General features: G+C 61.5%; 10 protein-coding genes. 2 read left to right on the top strand and 8 right to left on the bottom strand.

Annotated elements, in window-relative coordinates; all coding sequences use genetic code 11:
* The first annotated feature begins 121 nt into the window (after positions 1-121).
* Positions 122-1969, top strand: a complete 1848-nt coding sequence (locus V5B40_RS18695; protein WP_332355903.1) for a L,D-transpeptidase family protein — start codon at positions 122-124, stop codon at positions 1967-1969.
* Positions 1970-2363: 394 nt separating this feature from the next.
* A complete protein-coding gene (locus tag V5B40_RS18690; protein WP_332353452.1) occupies positions 2364-4427 on the top strand; it encodes a putative transposase in 2064 nt (687 codons plus the stop codon).
* A 190-nt stretch (positions 4428-4617) separates the two neighbouring features.
* Here V5B40_RS18690 and V5B40_RS18685 read toward each other — a convergent pair whose 3' ends face one another.
* The 8 genes from V5B40_RS18685 to V5B40_RS18650 form a co-directional block, all read right to left on the bottom strand.
* A complete protein-coding gene (locus tag V5B40_RS18685; protein ID WP_332355902.1) occupies positions 4618-5796 on the bottom strand; it encodes a patatin-like phospholipase family protein in 1179 nt (392 codons plus the stop codon).
* Between the two features lie 15 nt (positions 5797-5811).
* Positions 5812-8193 carry a mechanosensitive ion channel domain-containing protein gene (locus tag V5B40_RS18680; protein WP_332355901.1) on the bottom strand — a complete coding sequence of 794 codons (2382 nt, stop codon included), beginning with the start codon at positions 8191-8193 and terminating at the stop codon, positions 5812-5814.
* Positions 8194-8368: 175 nt separating this feature from the next.
* Positions 8369-9232, bottom strand: a complete 864-nt coding sequence (locus V5B40_RS18675) for an adenylyltransferase/cytidyltransferase family protein (protein WP_291995959.1) — start codon at positions 9230-9232, stop codon at positions 8369-8371.
* Positions 9233-9285: 53 nt separating this feature from the next.
* Positions 9286-10281 carry a toll/interleukin-1 receptor domain-containing protein gene (locus V5B40_RS18670; RefSeq protein WP_332355900.1) on the bottom strand — a complete coding sequence of 332 codons (996 nt, stop codon included), beginning with the start codon at positions 10279-10281 and terminating at the stop codon, positions 9286-9288.
* Between the two features lie 30 nt (positions 10282-10311).
* Positions 10312-11457, bottom strand: a complete 1146-nt coding sequence (locus tag V5B40_RS18665) for a radical SAM protein (RefSeq protein ID WP_291995961.1) — start codon at positions 11455-11457, stop codon at positions 10312-10314.
* Entirely contained in the window at positions 11454-12842 is a 1389-nt protein-coding gene (locus tag V5B40_RS18660) for a radical SAM/SPASM domain-containing protein (RefSeq protein ID WP_291995962.1), read from the bottom strand. The genes V5B40_RS18665 and V5B40_RS18660 overlap by 4 nt, the downstream gene beginning before the upstream one ends.
* Complete coding sequence (locus V5B40_RS18655; RefSeq protein WP_291995963.1) at positions 12839-13912, bottom strand: radical SAM/SPASM domain-containing protein; 1074 nt, start codon at positions 13910-13912, stop codon at positions 12839-12841. The genes V5B40_RS18660 and V5B40_RS18655 overlap by 4 nt, the downstream gene beginning before the upstream one ends.
* The gene (locus tag V5B40_RS18650) at positions 13902-14894 is read right to left on the bottom strand and encodes a radical SAM/SPASM domain-containing protein (protein WP_332355899.1); all 993 of its coding nucleotides are present in this window, start codon (positions 14892-14894) and stop codon (positions 13902-13904) included. The genes V5B40_RS18655 and V5B40_RS18650 overlap by 11 nt, the downstream gene beginning before the upstream one ends.
* Between the last annotated feature and the right edge of the window lie 9 nt (positions 14895-14903).

Below are 14903 nucleotides of genomic sequence, written 5' to 3'. Positions count from 1 at the left end.
ATTTCGTCCTCTTTGGCGCTCGCGCCATCGTTGCAATGAATCGTGGGCGCGATCAGCAATCGCTCGCCGAGCAACGGCACGATACTTGGATAGGTCTTTCAACTCTCAGGGATTGCAAGAAATGCGCTTCTGGAACAATGACTTGTTGGGCGGTGCCGGGGCGGTTCGGAGGGCGGCCACAGCGTCGCTGGGGCGGCTCGCTGCGGCGATGCTGTTGACCGGGCTTGCTGGGCCGGCGTTGGCGCAGGCGGTCGCGGCGCCAGACGCCTTCGCCAGCAGGCCGGCGCCGGTCTCTTCGCCGCAGGCGCCGGCTACGACACTGGCGCAGCGCCTCGAACAGGCGCTGAACGAGCCCGCCAGCGTTGAGTCGTCGGGCGGCTCGAGCGAGGCCGCCGCCATCCGGCTCTTCTATTACGGACGGGGTTATCGACCGGCCTGGACCGACAACGCGCGCCGAGGCGAACTGATCGCCGCGGTCGAGGCCAGCCGGGAGCACGGGCTGGCGCCCGACGATTTTGACATTGCCGCGCTGCGCAAGGTGGCTGCCCGAAGCGACGACGATGCGCAGATGATCGTTCACCGGGAGCTGCTGTTTACCGAGACCCTGGCGCGCCTTGTGCGGCAGCTGCGCTACGGCAAGGTCGATCCCTCCGCGCTTTATTCGACCTGGAATTTCTCCCCGCCGCCCGGCGTACAGGAGCGCGCGCAGACGCTGGACGAAGTGCTCGAAGCCGCCTCGCTGCAGAGCGCACTGGCGGCGCTGGCACCGCAGGACGCAGCCTATCGCGGCTTGCAGCAAGCCCTGTCACGGTTCACGGCCCTGGCCGCCAAGGGCGGCTGGCCAAGCGTCCCCGACGGTCCGACGCTGCGTCCCGGCGAGAGCGATGCGCGCGTACCGGCGCTACGCGCGCGCCTGCAGGCGGAGGGCTGGCTGGCAGAAGAGGGTAAAGGTAAAGCGGGTAAAGCCGGTAAAGCGGATGCAGCAGGTGAGCGCCAGGGCAACAAGCTTGGCAAGGCCAGCGCGCGCGGCGATGCCACGCGCTATGACAAGGCGCTTGCCGAGGCCGTGCAGCGCTTCCAGACGGCGCACGGCCTGCGCCCCGACGCGGCGGTGGGAAGCAACACGGTCGCCGCGCTGAACGTCAGCGCGGCCGAACGCGTGGCGCAAATCCGCGTGAACCTGGAACGTGTGCGCTGGGTGGCGCGTGACATGAGTGCGGATCGGCTGGTGGTCGATATCACCAGCTTCAATGCAGCTCTCCAGCTCGATGGGGCGCGGGTGTGGTCATCGAAAGTAATGGTCGGGCGTCCGGCCCGCGAAACGCCGGTGCTACTCGACCATGTCCAGCATCTGGTGCTCAATCCGAAATGGGTGGTGCCACCGACCATTCTGCGCGAGGACGTGATCCCGGGCATGAACCGTAATGCGGCCTACTTGCAACAGCACAATTTGCGCATCGTCAACCGTAGCGGGCAGGCGGTGGCTCCGGAGCAGATCGACTGGAGCAGTGCCAGACGCGGCGGTTTCCCGTATCAGGTGGTGCAGGAATCCGGTTCCCGCGGAGCGCTTGGTCAGGTCAAGTTCTCGCTGTCGAACGGCTACGCCATCTATCTGCACGACACACCGTCGCGTGCGCTCTTCAGCAAACCCGTGCGAGCCCTCAGTTCGGGTTGTGTGCGGATCGAGAAACCGCGCGAGCTGGCGCTGCTGTTGCTTGACGATCCGGAGCGCTGGAACGAGCAAGCGCTGGCCGCCGCGATCGCCAGCGCACGCACGCGAACGCTGCCGGTCGGGAGGCATGTACCGGTGATGCTGCTCTATCGTACAGCCGTCGCCGAGGGGTCCGATGCTGCCGACAACATGGGCACGGTGTCCTTTCGCGTAGACATCTACAACCAGGATCCGCCGCTTCTGGCCATGCTCGATCGCCGTTCGCGGCCACGCCCCGTGGGTGCTCCATTAATGTGAAAGTCGCGTACGCGACTCACGAAACTCCCCTCTCCTCGCGGGAGAACAGACCTCCCGGAATTGCGACTCAGACGCCCCGCTAACCGCGTGATTCAAAAGCCTTATCGTCGTTTTTTGGACCTTCGTCACGCCGGGAACGGAAAACGTTTATTGGACAACGATGCTTATATCCTATTGTAAATACGCAATAACAAGTGCAATAAGCATAAATCTCATGCTAGAATCGCGTCAGGCAGCGGGGACCTGGGGGTGAGGGGTGACGCAGAGCGAGTTATTGGAACCAGCGGTTAAGCAGGAAGGCCGTTTCGACTTGGGCAGAGGCTATTGTCTGCACCTTCCGCGTGGCCCTCGCAGCCAGGGTGACCTTTATCATCATGGCAGTCTGAGCAAACGGGTGAATCTTGCCGACAAGGCCGAGCGGCGCCTCCTGGTGGTTGAGTTATTACAGAGGAAGCTGAACCAGACGCGCTTGGCCGAGGTGCTCAATCTCAGTCGCCAGACGCTGCACAACTATCGCGAGTGCTATCGGCTATTTGGGGTGACCGGCCTGCTGCATGGCTATAGTCCGAGCCGCAGCGTGAGCGAAGAACGGCAAGGTCGGCTGCATGTTGACAAACGCCGCCCCGGCTCCAAGGCCCGCGAACTCGAAGCTTTGCGGCGTGTCGAGAAGCGGCTGACTGCGGAAGTGACCCAAGAGGAACTCGCGTGGGATGGCGAAGCCGCGGCGCGGTGTGCGCTGGAGGAAGCGCCCCTCGAAGAGGTCGTGCGTGTCGATCAGCCGAGCCGCCAGACAGTCGCGGAGCAGGCCTCACCGGAACAGGTTCCCGCCGCAGTGATCGAGCTTCCCTATGCGGAACACCATGACTGGGAAGCCAGCCGCTATGCCGGCATTTTCCCTGTCTTGCTGGTCCTGATGAGCCAATGGCAGTGGATGCAACGGCTCTCCCAGCTGTTCGGGAACGGTTGGCGCATCTTCCAGGTGTTCGTGCTGATGGCGGTGCGTAACATCCGCTCCATCGAGCAGCTCAAACATGAGCGGCGCGAGGAGGCGGGACGGCTCCTGGGCTTGGGGCGGCTACCCGCTCTCGACACGCTGTGGTCCTGGTTCCATGACGTCGCCGGCAAGTCTCGGGCCGGTGCGCTGCTGAAGGCGTTTTTTGCCGATCAGATCCGCTGCGGCCTGGTCGCCACCCGGCTGTGGTTTACGGACGGTCATCTCTTGCCTTATACCGGACAGGACAAGGTGCATGCGGCGTGGAATACACAGCGGCGGATGCCGATGCCCGGACAGACCAATCTGGTCACTTGTGACGAACAGGGGCGCATCGTCTATTTCGACATTCAGGAGGGCAAGGGAGACCTGCGCGCCCAGATTCTGAGGCTTGGCGAGTATGCGCGACAACAGTCCCTGGGAACCCCGCCGGTACAGGTCTTCGACCGTGAGGGCGATGGACTGGGCTTTTTCAGCGAACTCGTGCGCAGCCGCACGCCCTTCATCACTTGGGAGAAGAACGCCAATCCTGCGCGGCTCATGGCCTTGCCGGCCGCAGACTTCACGCACAGCGTAGCGATGAACGGCACGGATTATCGCCTGTTCGAAGAGACCAAGACGTGCGTCTACCCACCTAAAACCGATCCCGACACCGGCACGGCCGAGTCGGTGCATACGTTCGACCTGCGCCGGGTGGTGTTGTGGAATTTGCGCACCAATCACCGCATCAGCGTGCTCTGCTGGGACGCTGACCTTCAGTGGTCGCCGCAAGAGGTGCTGACCGCGATGCTCAGTCGCTGGGGCGCCTCGGAGAACACTTTCAAACACCTCAAGGGGCGTCATCCCTATCATTACCATCCGGGTTTCGGCTTGGCCGAGAGCGACAAACAGGACATCGCCAATCCCCAGATCAAAGGGCTTGCGCAGCAGATCGCGAGCACCCAGGGCCATCTTGCCAAGCTTTACAAGCAACAGGCCAAGACTCAACCCAGCTTCAATCGGGACGGAAGTGAGCGCCACAACAGTCGGCATCGGCGGCTTGCTGCGGCCATCGCCGTGAGCGAAACGCAACTCAAACAACTCCAGGCTGACAAGGCTCGCTTGCCCGAGCGCGTCAATGTCACGGGGCTGTCCGATTACCGCTCCTTCAACGCCATCGATAACGAGGGCAAGAATCTCTTCGACTTCGTCACGAGTTCCGTATGGAACGTGCGCCGCCAGCTTCTCGATTGGCTTAACGACAGCTATGCCAAGGATAGCGATCGGGTGGACCTGCTCTATGCGATCTTCAACTGCCATGGCTGGGTACGCAGTGACGAGCACTGGGTGGTCGTTCGCCTGGAGCCGCTACAGCAACCCGCCCGCCGTTATGCCCAAGAACAGCTGTGCCGTAAGCTCACTGGTCTCGGCGCCAGAATTCCCGGCGGAAAATGGCTGCGCATCGAGGTCGGCCAGTCTCCGCTATGAGACGGCCTTCGCCGACCTACTGTCCAAAATTAGACCACGTTCGCCGGGGATTCCGGGAGGTCTGGAGAAGGGCCGGGGGGAGGCGGGGAATTCAGGGAGCATGCTCCCTGCCCGTCGAAGGATTCCGGCGTGCAAGCCGGAATGCGCACTGCAAGTGGAGGGGGAAAGCTGGCGAAAGCGCCTTTCTCGCTCAGGAAAAGCCCCGCAAATGGTCGATTGAAACGCTTCTGGCGGCGTAGGTCTGACCGACTTTCTGGATGTCGCCGATGTTTTTTACCGAGTCCATGACCTGCACTTTCCTGGCGTCGATGTCACCCAGGCCGAGCGCGTCGATGCCCGCCTGGCTGACGTCCGGGTCGTAGCGCAGGTAGGCAAACTGCTTGCCGACACTGGCATTGGCGCTTCCCCCCGGGGACATTACCATGTCGCCAAACTCACGGTCGATGGCTGGACCGAAGCGGCATTCGCCCAGCGTCCGGCAGGCCATGTCCCAACCTGCGGAAGCCGCGTTCATCAGCGCGCCGGGCAGGTTCTTGGCGTTGTCGAGCAGCCACAGATCGTCGGCCTTGAGATCGGGGCGGGCGTTGGCGGCGCCGCCGGTCCCCACCGAGACGATCAGCAGGTTTTCGGTGCCGCTCTGCCAGCCGACCTGGTATGGCGCAGCGGCGACCATCTGGAAAGCCAGGAAAGCCGGATTGTTGTAAGTGGTGACGCCGCCATCGACGAAGACGAACTGATACTCCCTGTCCGTACCCGGCGCGAAAGTGACCACCTCGGGTGGGAAGAAAGTCGGCGCGGCAGTGCTTGCCCGTAGCAGTTGCCAGAGCGGCAGGCGCAGATTGCAGTCCTGGCGATCGAGCTGGTTGTACCTGGCGCGCGGGTTGTTGGAGACCGGCCAGGGGGAATCGGTGGTCGCGTTGCGCATCACCATCATCAGCATGCTGCGCAGATTGGCATCGCCGAGGGTGGCATTGGCTTCGCCGGGCGTGGACTCATGTCCGAGCGCCGCGTCAAGCTCGCTGCGCAGCTTCTGCGCCAGCGGTTCGTCGTTGTAACTGTACTTCAGACGGTTCAACAGGGATGCCTTGTCGAACATCTGTTGGCCGCTTTCGACGTAGAACTTGCGGATCCGGTCGGTGGACATGCCCGCCGCAATGCACGCCGCAACCATGGCCCCGGTGCTGGTGCCACAGACGAAGTCGAAGTAGTCGGCGAGTACAAGGTCGGCCTTGCCGAGTTTGGCGCGTAGCTCGGCTTCGATTCTGGCCAGGATCTCGACGCTGATCAGGCCCAGGATGCCGCCGCCGTCGCAAGCGAGAATCTTTTTTTGGCCGGGGCGGTCGATGCGCTCAAGGAGTTTCTGGTTCATGGCACTTTCCTTTCGTTAGTCGGTGGCTGGGGGCGCCGGCGTGATACGCACCGGCAGGGGCTGCGAGGCGTCGAGATGCACGTCGTGCTGCGGGAAGGGGATCCTGATTCCGGCGGCGCCCAGGCGCTTCTCCATCGCAAAGCGCAGGTCGCTGTCGACCCGGCGTCCGAACAGCTTCGGCCCGAGCTCGACCCAGAAAAGCAGCACCAGCAGTAGCTCATTATTACCGAAGTCCTCCAAAAAAACCTCCGGCTTCGGGTTCTTCAAGACCTCTCCGTGATCGGCGGCGCAGCCCAGGATGATATCGGCCGCGCCATGCACCGGTGACCCGTAGGCGATGCGGACTTTGATTTCGCGCCGGATTCGGGCATCGGAATGGGTCCAGTTGACGACCTCGTTTTCGAGCAGGCTGGAGTTGGGTATCAGCGCCTCGATACCGTCAAAGCCGAGCACCGTCGATGCCCGCAGGTCGACCTGGGTCACGTAGCCAGTCGTGCCGGCGAGGGAAATGATGTCGCCAACGCGAATCTTGCGTTCGAAGAGGATGATGATGCCGCTGATGACGTTCTTGATGATCGTCTGCGTTCCGAAACCGACGCCGATGGCCAGGGCACCACCCATGAAGGCGAAAACGGTGAGCGGGATGCGCGCCAGATTGAGAATGAAGATGATCAGCACGATCGCCAGGGTGATCATCGCCCAGCGACGAATGACGCCTGCCACTTGCTCGTCGACATGGAAGCGGCTCACCATCAGCCTCTGCATGCGCGCCGAGAGCAGCGAGAACAGCCAGTAGCCGACGATGTACAGCGCAATCGCGCCAATGCTCTTGCCGACGGTCACGCCGTAGGCAACGGTTACCGTCTTGCCGTCGACGACGGTCGAATCTTCGACCGCAAACATCTCGAAGTCCCAGACCTCCTTGAGAACCTGTTTCACCTGCAGCGCGCCGAGCTTCCAGTTGCTGGCGTCGCCGGCTTCGCCGCTGAAGCCAAAATCCGCCAGCCAGCGGTTCAGCTGGCGATAGAGCCGGCTGCCGGCAACTTCGAGGCGTTCGTAGGCCTGCACACGTTTTTCGAGGGCCTCCAGAATCGCCGCTTCCTGTGCCCTCGCACTGGAACTGAGCAAGGGATTGTCGAGCCGCAGCGCTTGTTGCCGGACCGCGACGCGTGCCCCGTTCTGCAGTTCGTTGAACAGGTCGCGGCGGCTGGTGAGCTCATCACTGGTGCGTTTCAGCGCCACGAGAACCGCCTGCCGGGCCGCAGCATCGTCGGAGCTGTAACCGACGAAACGCTGACGCCAGGCGTCGCTGGCGATCTGAATCAGGCCGTGCAGCCAGGTCAAGGTCATCAGCCGCAGGCGGTTGGTCTCCATCTGCTCGGCAAGAACCTGCATGCGATAGGCAATAGGGCCATCGGGATCGGCGCCCGGCAGCAGTTTCGCCAGTCGTTCGTGCTCGACCGTGAGTTTGTTGTTTTCGGCGGTGAGCTGATCGATTTCGGTGCTCACTTTGGCCAGGTCTCCGCGCGCTCTCGCCTGCTGTTGCTCGAGCTCGTCCTTGGCAAGTTTCTGTTCGGGGAGGACGCGGGACAGCAGGCGCCGCATTTGTTCGGCGAGTGGTTGCAGCTTCTTCAATTTCAGATTCATGAAGTCCAGGGCCAGGCCGTTGGCGGTCACGTCGGCCTCTGCCTCTTGCAGGCGCAGTGCAGCGAGCTCGTGCTTGTCGCGATCCTTGTCGGTTTGATTGCGCCGATCGGCCGCCAGACGAAGGGCTTCGCTCGCTCGCTTGCGCGCCTCTACCAGGCCGGCCTGCTGGGCTTCGAGTGCACGGACAGAAGCGGTCAGGCTTTTCAGCTGCGCGCTCAGGGTGTCGTGTTCATCACGCAGGGCATCGACCCGCAAGGCGGAGTAGGGTGGCGGGCCGGCGAGCTCTGCCATCAGCGTCCGCTGGTTTGCCGTCTCGGGTGGTGAGTGTTGCAGCGTATCGAGTTCGTCAAACAGCTTCAGGCGGTCGCTGTAAAAAAGGACCAATCGATCGAGCAGGCGCTGGCGCTCGCTGGTCGGCAATCCCTCCTCGGCGCTTCCCCGGTCCTGGTGCGCTTGCTCCTGTTGTTGACGGCGCGCCTCGGCCAGTAGCGCCTCGGCGTGGGCGCGTCCGTCGCTGGCCTCTTCGCCGGCGGCGGCCTGCGTGGCCGGCGCCGGCTGGAGCAATCCGGAAAACTGCTTGGGCAGGGTGAGCTGCGCGTAAGCGAATGGTGCTAGCACCATCATCAGCAAAGCGAGAAGCAAGTGCTGGAAGATCAGCGAATACGATGAACTTGCCTTCGTGCCGGCAGTGACGTACGGCCGCGCAATAGCCGGCCAGCTTCGGTCGAGGTGGGCAGAATGTATAGGCATCAAGAGTCCAGATAGGCGGCGGCACTTCCCGCGGGGGGCCACTTAAGGTAAGGCGCGTAGTATCGAATGCGACGCTTCACACGTCCACTAGTGCGATGCCTACTGCGATGCCTACTGCCGGGAGAAATAAGTCCTGGCGCCGCGCCACGCCGCCTCGATCGACGCCCTGTTGGTGCTAGCGCGTCGATGCATTCAACTGAGCTGGTCGCGCTTTTGCCGTTCCTGGCGAACTTGTCTGGATGCGGAACGTTCGCAGCGCTTGCGCGATAGCCGTCGATGATGAACCGTCTTGGCCGGGCAGCCAAAGCACGCGTCCACCCAGAGATTCCACCAATCGTGCTTCCTCTTGCACGATTGAGCGTTCCCTATCTTGTGCCGACTTGACCCACAGGTCGGGGCGCAGGGAGCGGATGATGTCGAGGCTATTCGGGCCGTCGAAGAAAATGACCCGAGCCCCGAAGCGCAAGGCGCGCAGAATGATCTGCCGATCTGTCATGCTGCAAAGTGGCCGGTCGCCACGGTTCTTTGGCTGCTCCGCTATGCCTCGCGAGGTGAGCGCCGCGACAACCGGCTGCCGACCATAGGCCGCCGCCGCCTCGATCAAGCGTACGTGGCCGGCATGGATCAGGTCGAAGCAACCGGTGAGCAGCACCAGTTGGTCGGGACGGTCGGCCAACAATTCGGTTAGCGAGCATTCGCGTGGGATTGGTTCATCGTCCGGAGCAAGTCTCGCGAGTCCCTTAGCCAAGCATTCAACAGCAAACGGCGGAAAATTTACCCGTGGCATGCCGAGGGGCAGAGTCAGCGCCGAGTCCACTACTTGCGAGACGCACGACAATCGCCGCAGCATGTAGCGCAGGTCCTCCAGGTCGACCTGCGGTGCCAACGGAGCTGCGTCGGGAGCCGCCCAGACCGGGCCGTGACGCTTCGCGAGGTTTTCCAGAAAGAGGACGGTGGACGCGTCGACGAGAGGGAGAGGACCGTGGATCGCCACGCCTCTTCCGTGGTAGCTAGCAGTTTGGCCCTGATCGTAGATCATTGCGAATGATCTCAGCTCTCATAATTGTTGAGCACAGACGATGTCTTCTATCGCTATGCTTCGATGGCGGGGGTGGCCTGCTTCCATAATTGTTCAAAAATAGCTTGATACGCTCGGATGTTAGAATCGCCTCTGGAAGCAGGGAGGTATAAATTGCCGTCGTAATCCGCTAGGTGCATTTGGGTTTCTATAAAAGCAACTGTTGGTGTTTCACAGTCGGCTTCACCGATTGCCCAGAACGTCCTTGGTAACAAGATATCAGCGACTCTTACAAAGTGGCCTTCACGAACGATTTTTCGATGCAAATCCTCTGCCTCAATTTGACGCTGATCTGGACTTTCAGCTTTGGCGAAACCTTTCTGGGAGCTTGGCTTGTAATTGTTGTCACTGTCATTTCTAAACGTCTTTCCTTTCGGGTTCAGAAAAAGAATTTTTGCTTTGAACTGTTTCTTCTCCAAGAGATGATGAAGGAAGTCGTTCTTATTCCAACCTAGACCCGTGCGCGTGCATAACCAAACCGATGATGCTTCTTTTACGATACTTGAAAGAAGGACCCTGACCTCTTCTGTCAAAAGCAGGTTTTCGCGCCGTGCCTTCTGCAATCGCTCCACATGCTTCGAGATTTCTGCTACGACGTGGCACCAAGCAAGGCTTCTATCTGCGCTGTCCAAGATAGGTTTGCCGTCGTGGCTGTATACGCATTGAAGTTCTTGGAGCTTAAGCGGAATTCCTGTGTTTGTCAGGATTACAGGTAGGCCTATAGCCTCTCCTGTTTCGCACTTTGTCCACGCCAGTGGGAACTCGAATTTCTTGATAAAAGTGGAGTTTGAAAAATTCTGACTAACCAAAAACACAATAATATCTGCGTCTCGGATTTTTGTTCTAATCGTGTTTTTCCACTTGTCCCCTTTTTCGCAAAATTTGTCTATAAAAATGTCTACGTCTCTGTCCCATCCAATAAAACCAAGCTGGCTGACGAGCTCGTGGCAGGAGTCTTCGTCTTGGCGAGCGTAGCAGATGAATATTCTGACCTTTTTGTCTTTGTCCATGATCAAATACCTCTTCACAAGAAATGTTGGCTAAATAAATTGACTATGCGGTCTTTCCTGGTCCCGCAGGACCTCGATGATTTCGTTACAGCGTGCCAGCGGGTGGGTGCAGTGGCGGAGGCATTCGGTGCGGTGCATGCGTGCGAGTAGCTCGCGTCGCTGCCGGCCGTTCCATAACTCGGAGAATCCCACGCCATTGGCGTAATCCAGGCGCCCCATGGCCCAGGCGGGCAGGGCGCGTAGATTGCAGCAGCCGTACAGAGTGCCGTCGGCGGTAACGACTGCCAGCAAGGGGGAGGCCAGGCAACGGCCGGTACGGTGTTCGATTGGGATGCCGGCCATTTCCCGAATGTCGCCGCGACCGTTGGCGGCCAGCTTTCCAGGGCGCTCGCTGTCCTGCTCTGCGTCGCCGACCCAGTTGCCGATCAACACTTCCAGCGGACCACTGTAAGCGCAGGCGAGTTGGCTCAATCGGGCACGTACCTGTCTGGCCTGGCTCACGGTCATGGTCGGCTCGCGCCCCACTTCCTCGAAAAAGGGTGGTCGCAGCAGCACATAGTCGACCCGCAGGCTTTCGCCGAGTGCTATGGCTTCTCTGGCCAGCGCCACGCCGTCCGTGTCCACCGCGAAACTCAGGCCGATGATTGGTTGGCGGCGTTCTTTGCGCGCAGCAACGAGGTCGGCGACTCCTCGCACGATGTCATCGAAATCATTGCTGCGGTGAACTCGCTGGTGACTCTCCGGCGTCGGGCCGTCGATACTCACCCGAATGTAGGCGGTGTGCCCGGCCAGCGTTTCGGCACAGTCCCGTAAGCGCGAACCGTTGCTTACCACGCCTACGGACAGGCCCAGGGTAGCTGTGCGCTCGACCATCGCCGGGAATTCGGGATGCAGAGACGGCTCACCGCCGCCCTTGAAAACGATGCCCTCGACGCACCGGCCAGCGACTTCGAAGCGAGCCAACTCGACAAGCAAACGCTCGAAGGTCGTCCAGGGCATGCGCTCGTTTTTGTGAACGGGATCGACGCACCAGCCGCAGGCATGGTTGCAGTAAGCCACGGGATCGATCTCGACGGTAACCGGCGCCACGTCCTTGCCGCTTGCCAGGTCGCGCAATCGGTCGACGTGGTGCAGGATCTTCAGTGGATTAAGTTCGCGGTCGTGCAGGGTGCTCATCGCCTAGCCACCGTTCCCTTGGCAGTCAGCAGGTCAGCGAAGCAGTAGGGATCGCAGATGCGGGCAATGTCTTCGCCGTGGCGGGCTGAGCCTTCGGCGTGTGCGAGTTCGTGCCAGGCCATAATCGGACAGGACCCGGAGCAGCGCACTTGGTAATGGCCGCAGCTCAGGCACTTCTGGTGTTTGTAGCGCTCCAGATCCCTGAACACGGCCCAGCGCCGGCTGTCGCGCCAGATATCACCGAGGCTTTCCTGGCGCAGGTTGCCGGCGACGAAAACCTGCCAACCCTCCTGGTCGGGCGAGTCGGGAAACGATGCCGGGCTATAGGAACAGCCGTAAACGTCTCCGAGTGGGCCGACCACGCAGGCTTCCACGCCGGCCGCACAGGTGGTCTTCTTCTCCACGATCAAGTCGTGCGAGGTGCGCGCGTCGGGATCAAGCAGGTCGATGGTGGTCGAGAACTCGACGCATGGGTAGAGTCCGCGCAAGCGATTGACCTCGCGGATAAAGGTGTAAAAGTCCTCCTGGTTGAACATCTCGTGCACCATTTCGCGCAGCGATCGACCGTAGGGACGCAGGGGAATCAGGTTCAGGCTGTCGACGCCATGTTCAGCCGCTACCCGGGCCACCGCCTCGAGGGCGCTCAGGTTATGGCGCGCGACCACCATATTGAGCCGGGTCCGCAGCGAATGGCCGGCGAGCATGCGCAGGCCGCGCAGGACGCTGTCGTAGCTGCCGCGTCCCCGTACCCGGTCGTTCGTTTCGCGGTCACCGTCCAGCGAGACGATGACCCAGTGAATGCCTGAGCCGGGTAGCCATTCGAGCGTCTCCTCGGACCAGACGCCGTTGCTGCCCATCGATATATAGAAACCGCGGGCGTATGCGTCGGCGATCACCTCGGCGAACCACGGCAAAGTGGTGCACTCGCCCCCGGTGTAGCGCATCTCGAAGACGCCCAGCTCCCATGCTTGGCGGTTGACCTCCAGCGCCCCTTCGCGTCCGAGCTCGTTAGCGAGCGCCAGCCGGGAGGCGTTGAAGCACGAGCGGCAGGCCAGGTTGCATTGGCGCGTCATCTCGAAATAAATGCGCTTGGGTGCAGCGGTGGCATCCTCGGGAAGTTGGTCCGCGGCAATCTTGCTCGCCACCCAGCGCGTCGCATCCCAGGCTGCACGCTGGTGAAGACCGTGCTCCTCGATCAAGGGAAGCAGTTCAGAGTCCTCTTCCTGTGCGACTGCCCTGAGTGATTCGGCGAGCAGATAGCCGTCGCCCGCGGAGAGCGCTTCCAGATAGCGATAGCTGGCCGGGCCGACGCTCAGTACGCGACCCTGGTCGCGGATCAGCCAGAGTCCGCCGCTTCGTTCTTGCCTGATGACGTGCCGGATCATGAATCGTTCTCCACAAGGTGGGCGAAGCAGGTGGGGTCAAGAGCATCGAGGGCTCCGCGCCGGAAATGCCCGATCGCCGGGCATCCACCGGCGCAACGATTCCGGTAGTGCGCGCATGACTGACATTCGGGTGCTTTGCTATGAACCCGGAAGGGCTCGAATACGGGCGAGCTGCGCCATATTTCGCCTAGCGACTCGCGGTGCAGGTTGCCAGCACTGAATCTGCGATCCGGAGTGACGAAGAAGGCGCAGGGATAGACGTCGCCGCTGGCCGAAATATTGACCATGACCCGACCTGCGCCACAGGCAGTTCCGGCGTGGGTAACTGCGAACGACTCCTGGCACGCGTCGAGAATGTCGAAGTCGGTCAATATCCGGATCGTCGGATACTTCATACGCAGTGCGGAGACCGCTTTGACCACGCCGAAGTAGTCCTGCGGTCGCGGCAAGATATCCTGGAGTTCGGCCAGGGCTCGACCCACCGGCCGCAGGGGCGAGAACTTGAGGTCGACGCCCAGGTCGGCGGCGAGCTCCGCTAGTCCCGCGACATCGTGAAGGTTGTGGCGTCCGATGTGGCAGGAGAGGGCGACCGACCTGCCGGCGACGCTTAGGCGACGACAGGTACTCACCGAACGCTGGAATGTGCCCCTACCACGAATTTGTTCATGCGCAGGTTCCAGGCCGTCAAGGCTGACCAGAAAACGCGCGATGGAGGATTCCAGAAGTGTAGCCAGAATCGAGTCGGCCAGGACGCCGTGAGTATTCAGGGTGACGGCGATTGCCTGGCGCGCGCAGGCTTCGAGGATTTGCTTAAGCTGCGAATGAAGGGTCGGTTCACCGCCCGAGAGGCGTACCTGCTTGACCCCCCACGAGTGCATCTCGGCCAGTGTTCGCTCGATCAGCGCAAATTCTAGCTCGTCGCTCTGTTCGGGTCCCGATTCGTTACAGCAGTGGCGGCATTGAAGTTGGCAGCGAGTGGTGAGCTCGATACCTACCGCCGACGGCCAGGGCGCGAAGCGCGGTGGTGAGAGAGGATTGAGCAGCCGGGTGCTGCCAAACTCAATTGTCATGATCACGTCCCAGCTGGAGGCCCTGCTCCAGCAGGTGCTCGTAGCTGTTGCTGCCCCAGGCGCTCCCGACCCAGTCGCGGCAGGTCCGACAGCAGCTCAGTGAGTAGCACCCCTCGACGTGATCCTCCCGTATGCGGTCGTTGTGGGCCGATTGCCAGACCGCGGCGATGCTGCTTTCAGCAAGACTTAGGTCGCCCAGGACATCTTCGTCGGGCTCGGACCAGCTGTTGAAGCAGGCGAGGACTTTGCCTCCCGGGCCAACCGTGCAGCGCGTCCAAAGCTGGGCGCAAGGGTGGCGTTGCTCGGGTTGAGCGGCGCACGGGCCCTGAATGCGGTTGCCCCAGCTATGGTAGGGGCGGTAGATCACCTGGTCGGCATGCTGCTTCCAGAAAGCGCGGTGGTCCTCTTTCTCCACCTGAAACTCCGGCTGATCGACTGCCGAAACCACCAGCCGTGTTGGCGCGCCGCTGGCATCGCGCAGACGTCGAAAAGCGATGATGTTGTCGACGACCTGCTGGTGCTTGCCGTTACGCATCAGGCGCTCATAAGTGTGCGTGTGCCCATGGACAGAGCACTCGAGAACGTCAAGGCCGGCGGCAAGGATAGCTTGCGACATTTTCTCATCGAGCCTCACCGCGTCGGTGAAAGCCTGCACCAGGCGCACCCCCGCCCGCTTCGCGTAGCTCACCATGGCAACGAAATCGGGATGCAGCAGCGGCTCACCGCGTGCGTGCAGTCGCAGCCAGGCATGCGGATAGCGGGCGACCTCGTCAGCGACCTTCTGAAACAGCTCCAAGCGCATCAACTGATGCTGCCGTGGCCCAAGTTCCGCGACGCTTTTAGCGTCAGCGTCACCAAAGCGCACGCGACCGACCGGGCAGGAGACGCAGCGGCTGTCACAAACTCCGTGCACCAGAGTGACCTGAGTGCACACCGGGAACGCCTCGTATTCGGCGTTTGGAAACAGTGATTTGGCATCCATGTTTGTCGT

The organism is Candidatus Accumulibacter meliphilus (genome assembly GCF_036625345.1).
In the GTDB taxonomy this organism is placed as follows: domain Bacteria; phylum Pseudomonadota; class Gammaproteobacteria; order Burkholderiales; family Rhodocyclaceae; genus Accumulibacter; species Accumulibacter meliphilus.
This window is presented reverse-complemented; position numbering and strand designations above follow the sequence as displayed.

Excerpts from the sequence above, each read along its gene's own strand:
- V5B40_RS18655 (WP_291995963.1), bottom strand. The coding sequence starts at position 13,912 with ATGACAATTGAGTTTGGCAGCACCCGGCTGCTCAATCCTCTCTCACCA.
- V5B40_RS18665 (WP_291995961.1), bottom strand. The coding sequence starts at position 11,457 with ATGAGCACCCTGCACGACCGCGAACTTAATCCACTGAAGATCCTGCAC.
- V5B40_RS18670 (WP_332355900.1), bottom strand. The coding sequence starts at position 10,281 with ATGGACAAAGACAAAAAGGTCAGAATATTCATCTGCTACGCTCGCCAA.
- V5B40_RS18660 (WP_291995962.1), bottom strand. The coding sequence starts at position 12,842 with ATGATCCGGCACGTCATCAGGCAAGAACGAAGCGGCGGACTCTGGCTG.
- V5B40_RS18680 (WP_332355901.1), bottom strand. The coding sequence starts at position 8,193 with ATGCCTATACATTCTGCCCACCTCGACCGAAGCTGGCCGGCTATTGCG.
- V5B40_RS18650 (WP_332355899.1), bottom strand. The coding sequence starts at position 14,894 with ATGGATGCCAAATCACTGTTTCCAAACGCCGAATACGAGGCGTTCCCG.
- V5B40_RS18685 (WP_332355902.1), bottom strand. The coding sequence starts at position 5,796 with ATGAACCAGAAACTCCTTGAGCGCATCGACCGCCCCGGCCAAAAAAAG.
- V5B40_RS18695 (WP_332355903.1), top strand. The coding sequence starts at position 122 with ATGCGCTTCTGGAACAATGACTTGTTGGGCGGTGCCGGGGCGGTTCGG.
- V5B40_RS18675 (WP_291995959.1), bottom strand. The coding sequence starts at position 9,232 with ATGATCTACGATCAGGGCCAAACTGCTAGCTACCACGGAAGAGGCGTG.